2 protein-coding genes, 1 tRNA gene and 2 rRNA genes (1 of these 5 running past the window's edge) are annotated in these 5,000 nt (G+C 55.3%); all 5 read right to left on the bottom strand.

The genetic code is table 11. From position 1 onward, the window contains the following. Positions 1-316: 316 nt before the first annotated feature. A complete protein-coding gene (locus RFM98_RS19510) occupies positions 317-628 on the bottom strand; it encodes a type II toxin-antitoxin system RelE/ParE family toxin (RefSeq protein WP_320310399.1) in 312 nt (103 codons plus the stop codon). A gap of 3 nt (positions 629-631) precedes the next feature. Continuing rightward, on the bottom strand, positions 632-898 hold the full coding sequence (locus RFM98_RS19515; protein ID WP_320217278.1) for a type II toxin-antitoxin system ParD family antitoxin: 267 nt from the start codon (positions 896-898) through the stop codon (positions 632-634). Positions 899-1,631: 733 nt separating this feature from the next. Beyond that, positions 1,632-1,708, bottom strand: a tRNA-Met gene (locus RFM98_RS19520). Between the two features lie 221 nt (positions 1,709-1,929). Next, positions 1,930-2,044 (bottom strand): 5S ribosomal RNA (rrf, locus tag RFM98_RS19525). A gap of 287 nt (positions 2,045-2,331) precedes the next feature. Next, positions 2,332-5,000: ribosomal RNA gene (locus tag RFM98_RS19530) — 23S ribosomal RNA — on the bottom strand (it continues 131 nt past the right edge of the window).

Below are 5,000 nucleotides of genomic sequence, written 5' to 3' on the forward strand. Positions count from 1 at the left end.
CTTGAATTTCGCAGAGGGCAGATCTAGAAGCAAACTTCTTCGTCGCCAGCGGCGCACCGCCCTCGTTCGTGGGGCGTATATAGTCGCCACCCGATCAAACTGTCAACAGCCAAGATCGCTCTTTTTTCGATTTCTCGTCGAGATATCTGCGGCGGTAAAAATACTGAGTTGGCTTGGTTGAATTTTGGCCGGCGTTCCGTTGCCAGCCATTCCGGCAACGCTCGCCGCAACGGCTCGGCCGAGCGGGATGCGTTCAACCCGAAATCGCCTGCAGCGCTTAGCCGGATATCGACCGCCGCCCCCGTCCGAGCCTGGTTTAGAGCCGTTCTTCGAGCAATTCAGGCGTGATGTTCCGGCCTGCGTAGAAGATGCCCAGGATCAGGACACGCTCGCCATCGACAGCAAAAGCGATACTGACGGCGCGACGATAACCGATGATCCGCAGCCCCGACATGATCTCCACCCGCTCGGTGCCACGCTGTGGAAATGTCGACAAGCCCAGACAATGATCGCGGATGCCTGCAACAAAATCCCAAGCAACCGCCGGCGACGCGCGCTCGGCTATCTCGTCATAGAGTTGTTCGAGTTCAGCTTCCGCGCTCGCGTGGAAGACAATCCGGTATTCCATCCCCTACTTGGCTTTCGCCTGCCGCGCGCGATGACGGACCTCCAGCCGGGAAAACACCGTTTCGGCGGGAATTCCCTTTGCCGGATCCTGCTGGAGCTCGGTCATGCGCGACGGGATTTCCTCACGCAGCCACCTCTCCCGCTCCGCCTCGAAATCCTCGAGCATGCGCAGGCCGGCGCGGACAACCTCGCTGGCATTGTTGTAACGGCCTGATTCGAGCTGCCTCCTGATGAAGCGCTCATAGTGCTCGTTCAAAGCGTAGTTGGGCATGGGGACCTCCTGAGGAAAATATGGGGCCTAGCGTCGGACATAGCAATAGATAGCAAGAATTAGCAATTTTGGTTGATTTGGCCTCGCCTCCCCTTTGCGATTCGATGTGAGGGACTCAGTCCACCCGAATCGGCAGCGATCAAAATGTCGATCAAGACGCCGGCGCCCGATCGAGGATCGCCATGCGGCCGATTCCACGACCTCTGCTCTCGCCGCTTCAAGGCGCCCGAGACACAGAAGCCGGCTGAGTTTAGAACAAAGCCGGCGAATACTATTTCGTGCCTGGTTGCGCGCTGGTCTCTGAATGCGTTGTCGCGCTCACGTTGACGTCCTCATCGGCCGCGTTCGTAAATTCCAGCAAGGCGAACATCACACTAAACTAATGCATGTCGCCCAGAAGTGTGCAGCGGTTCTGGGGCAACGACATGCATCAAAACAGAGACCAAAGCGCGTCGCCTGAATCCGTTTCAGCGCGACGCGCTTTAGGCGTCAATGTGGGCCGAATGATCCGGCCTTGGTGAGAGGCTGTGGCCTTCTTGCCCGTTCTGCTATCCCAACGCAAAACGGCCCGCGCGAGGCGGGCGTTTTTGTATCTGGTTGCGGGGACAGGATTTGGCTTTTTTGTCCCGCGGCGTCGGCTTCGCCTCCTTGCGGGCCCCTGATGACAGCTCAAATCAGCCGGCCACCCCAGCAAGATACAAAAACGCCCGCACGAGGCGGGCGTTTTTGTATCTGGTTGCGGGGACAGGATTTGAACCTGTGACCTTCAGGTTATGAGCCTGACGAGCTACCGGGCTGCTCCACCCCGCGTCAACGATAGAGGTAAGTGTTAGCTTACCGGATTCAAGGGAGCCGCCAAATGAAAGGGCCGCTTGCGCGGCCCGATATCCCGTTTGGCGGGCCTTTATGCATGTCGCTCAAAAGTGTTAGCGGTTTTGAGCCGACGACATGCATCACAAAAATCGTAATGAGAAGATTTGTCTCTATCAGGATCTTTTGATCCGGATGTGAGATGAACGTGCGCTTGGCAGACCTGGCAGCGACCTACTCTCCCGCGTCTTGAGACGAAGTACCATCAGCGCTGGAGCGTTTCACGGCCGAGTTCGGAATGGGATCGGGTGCAGCCGCTCCGCCATAACCACCAGGTCGGCAAAACGCACGTTCAAATCGAGAAGCTTTTAGAGCGAACAGCGATGAGCGAGTAGCCAATAGGGGGTACCTAGTTTCTGCTTTCTCGGAGCTGTTCGCTGGTCTTTGTTGTGCCTTTGGACGTTCTTTCAGCCTGGCGCCTTCGAAGCGAAGCTTCGCAAGGTCGACCGACCGTCGGCGCCGTTGCGCCGCACCCACGTAGCGCCGCCCGAAGGGCGGAACAAGCGTGAGTGAGAATGGCGACAATCCTTCGGATTGCGCCTTGATGGATATTAGGAATGAGAACGATCAAGCCTATCGAACTATTAGTACCGGTAAGCTTCAAGCGTTGCCGCTCTTCCACACCCGGCCTATCAACGTGGTCGTCTTCCACGGTTCTCAGGGAATACTCGTTTCAAGGTGGGTTTCCCGCTTAGATGCCTTCAGCGGTTATCCCGTCCGGATATAGCTACCCTGCAATGCGGCTGGCGCCACAACAGGTCCACCAGAGATCCGTCCATCCCGGTCCTCTCGTACTAGGGACAGATCCTTTCAATATTCCTACACCCACGGCAGATAGGGACCGAACTGTCTCACGACGTTCTGAACCCAACTCACGTACCGCTTTAAATGGCGAACAGCCATACCCTTGGGACCTGCTCCAGCCCCAGGATGCGATGAGTCGACATCGAGGTGCCAAACAACCCCGTCGATATGGACTCTTGGGGGTCATCAGCCTGTTATCCCCGGCGTACCTTTTATCCGTTGAGCGATGGCCCTTCCACGCGGGACCACCGGATCACTATGACCGACTTTCGTCTCTGCTCGACTTGTCAGTCTCGCAGTCAGGCAGGCTTATGCCATTGCACTCAGCGAACGATTTCCGACCGTTCTGAGCCCACCATCGCGCGCCTCCGTTACTCTTTAGGAGGCGACCGCCCCAGTCAAACTACCCACCATACATTGTCCCGGACCCGGATAACGGGCCGCGGTTAGACATCCATAGTAATAAGGGTGGTATTTCAAGGGTGGCTCCACCTGAGCTGGCGCCCAGGTTTCAAAGCCTACCACCTATCCTACACATGCCACTACGAATGCCAATGTAAAGCTATAGTAAAGGTGCACGGGGTCTTTCCGTCTAACCGCAGGAACCCCGCATCTTCACGGGGAATTCAATTTCACTGAGTCTATGCTGGAGACAGCGGGGAAGTCGTTACGCCATTCGTGCAGGTCGGAACTTACCCGACAAGGAATTTCGCTACCTTAGGACCGTTATAGTTACGGCCGCCGTTTACTGGGGCTTCGATTCAGAGCTTGCACCCCTCCTCTTAACCTTCCAGCACCGGGCAGGCGTCAGACCCTATACGTCGCCTTGCGGCTTCGCAGAGCCCTGTGTTTTTGATAAACAGTCGCTACCCCCTGGTCTGTGCCACCCTCCTCTGCTTGCGCAGAAAAGGGTCACGCTTCTTCCGAAGTTACGCGTGCAATTTGCCGAGTTCCTTCAGCATAGTTCTCTCAAGCGCCTTGGTATACTCTACCTGACCACCAGTGTCGGTTTCGGGTACGGTCTATAAGGAGGAGCTATTTCCTGGAACCACTCCGCTGCCCGTTCAATCCGATAAGATTGGACAACTTGTGTGATCCGTCACTACCTCCAGGCCCACGAATATTAACGTGGTTCCCATCGACTACGCGTTTCCGCCTCGTCTTAGGGGCCGGCTAACCCTGCTCAGATTAACTTTAAGCAGGAACCCTTGGTCTTTCGGCGGGGGAGTCTCTCACTCCCCTTACGTTACTCATGTCAGCATTCGCACTTCTGATACCTCCACCGCCCCTCACGGGTACGGCTTCATCAGCTTACAGAACGCTCCGCTACCGCTCGTGATTGCTCACGAACCCTAAGCTTCGGTGTATGGCTTTAGCCCCGTTACATTTTCGGCGCAAAGACCCTTATTTAGACCAGTGAGCTGTTACGCTTTCTTTAAATGATGGCTGCTTCTAAGCCAACATCCTGGTTGTTTTGGGATCCTCACATCCTTTCCCACTTAGCCATAACTTGGGGACCTTAGCTGTAGGTCAGGGTTGTTTCCCTTTTCACGACGGACGTTAGCACCCGCCGTGTGTCTGCCGACTAGTACTCCCAGGTATTCGGAGTTTGGTTAGGTTTGGTAATCCGGTGAGGACCCCTAGCCCATCCAGTGCTCTACCCCCTGGGGTATTCGGTCGACGCTCTACCTAAATAGATTTCGCGGAGAACCAGCTATTTCCGAGTTTGATTGGCCTTTCACCCCTAGCCACAAGTCATCCCGAACTATTGCAACAGTTATGGGTTCGGTCCTCCAGTAAGTGTTACCTTACCTTCAACCTGCTCATGGCTAGATCACTCGGTTTCGGGTCTAATGCGACGAACTGAACGCCCTGTTCAGACTCGCTTTCGCTGCGCCTACACCTATCGGTTTAAGCTTGCTCGTCACACTAAGTCGCTGACCCATTATACAAAAGGTACGTGGTCACCCTTGCGGGCTCCCACTGTTTGTAGGCAATCGGTTTCAGGTACTCTTTCACTCCCCTTGTCGGGGTGCTTTTCACCTTTCCCTCACGGTACTAGTTCGCTATCGGTCATGCACGAGTACTTAGGCTTGGAAGGTGGTCCTCCCAATTTCAGACAGGATTTCACGTGTCCCGCCTTACTCAAGGACGATTGATCGCATTACGCGTACGGGGCTGTCACCCACTATGGCCCTACTTTCCAGAAGGTTCCGCTTGTCTCTCAATCGCCACTGGCCTGGTCCGGGTTCGCTCGCCACTACTTCCGGAGTCTCGGTTGATGTCCTTTCCTACGGGTACTTAGATGTTTCAGTTCCCCGCGTTCGCCACTTTATCCCTATGTATTCAGGATAAGTTACCTATTAGCGATACTTGGAAACCACAGATGCAGGTCACCCTGCATCTCTGATTTTCCAAGTACCTTAGG

The organism is Mesorhizobium australafricanum (genome assembly GCF_033977265.1).
GTDB lineage: Bacteria > Pseudomonadota > Alphaproteobacteria > Rhizobiales > Rhizobiaceae > Mesorhizobium > Mesorhizobium australafricanum.

What these genes read in the sequence shown, in the direction of transcription:
- RFM98_RS19510 (WP_320310399.1), bottom strand. Translation starts at nt 628, where the DNA reads ATGGAATACCGGATTGTCTTCCACGCGAGCGCGGAAGCTGAACTCGAA.
- RFM98_RS19515 (WP_320217278.1), bottom strand. Translation starts at nt 898, where the DNA reads ATGCCCAACTACGCTTTGAACGAGCACTATGAGCGCTTCATCAGGAGG.